General features: G+C 78.3%; 1 protein-coding gene. It reads left to right on the top strand.

Annotated elements, in window-relative coordinates:
• Positions 1-293 precede the first annotated feature (293 nt).
• Positions 294-1339 (top strand): peptidoglycan-binding protein (locus AX737_RS25175; RefSeq protein ID WP_066926172.1); only part of this gene is annotated, 1046 nt, incomplete at its 3' end.

The following is a 1339-nucleotide window of genomic DNA, read 5'->3' on the forward strand; positions in this document are numbered from 1 at the left end:
ACACGGATACGCAGACGGGTGCGGCCAGGGCGAGGGCGCCCGCGAGCAGGGCCCATCCGTGCCGGAGCCTCGACGAACGCGCCATGACCTGCTCCGCGGCTGCCTGCGTCACCCGCGCCGCGCCAATCCGGCGGCGCGGGCCGGACCGTAGCACTTCGCCGCCGGGCCGCAATCGTCGTGGAGGGCCGGGCGCCCCGGACGCAGCCCCGGCGGACCGGCTTCTCAATTCGGGCTGGCCTTCCCCCCAGCCCGCTGCCAAGTTCGCCCGAGCCAGAGGATCGGGACCCGGAACCATGCCGCGCATCCGGCTTCGCGCCGCCGTACTCCTCGCCGCCCTCGCGGTCCCGGCGGCGGTCGCCGCGCAGCCGGCGCAGCGCCCGCCCTCACCGGCGGCCGACCCCGCCGTCGAGGCGATGCGGGCGCGTTTCGAGGCGCTGCCCGAGGCCGAGCGGCGGGCGCTGCAGGACGCCCTCGTCTGGACCGGCGACTACAACAGCGTGGTCAGCGGCACGTTCGGCCGGCGCACCTACGAGGGGCTGACCGCCTACCGGACCCGCACCGGAGACCCCCGCGACCCGTTCGACCCGGGGGCCCGCCAGGCGATCCTGGCGGCGGGCGAGGCGGCCCGGCGCGCGGCCCGCTTCGGCGTGCGGACCGATCCGGCGAGCGGCGTGAGCCTCGGCGTGCCCGAGCGCCTGCTCGCGAAGCGCACGCCCCTGCCCGGCCCGGTCCCCGCCGGCACGCGCTGGCAGAGCGCGGACGGCCGCGTGACCCTGGAGACGCGCGCCTTTCCGCCGGAGGCGGCCACCCTCGACAGCCTGTTCGAGCGCGCCACGGCGCCGACGCCGGAGCGGCGCGTGACCTACAAGCTGAAGCGGCCGGACTTCATCGTGGTGACGGGGGAGACCGCGACCGGCCGCTCCTACATCCGCTACGCCGCGGGGCCGGCGGGCGTGCGGGGCTTCGCCTTCGGCTACGACAGCCGCCTCGCACCCGAGGTCGATCGGCTGGTCATCGCCGTCGCCAACAGCTTCGTGCCCTTCCCGGACGCACCGACCGAGGTGCCGGGAGAAGAACCGCCCAAGCCCGGCCCGCAGGCCGCCGTCAGGCCGCCCGCCGCCCAGGTGCCCGCTCAGCCCGACCCCCAATCCGCCCTGCCGTCGGCCCCGCGGGCCGGCGCGCCGCCCGCCGCGACCGGTCTCGCGGTGGCGCCGGGGCGGGTGCTGACCGCGGCCTCGGCCCTCGAGGCCTGCGCGCCGCGCATCGGGGCCGCGCAGGCCCGGGTCCTGGCGAGCGATCCGGCGCTCGGTCTCGCGCTGATCGAGGCGGCGGGCCTGCC

Origin of the sequence: Methylobacterium sp. CCH5-D2, from assembly GCF_001556475.1 — a bacterium.
Taxonomy (GTDB): Bacteria; Pseudomonadota; Alphaproteobacteria; order Rhizobiales; family Beijerinckiaceae; genus Methylobacterium; species Methylobacterium hispanicum.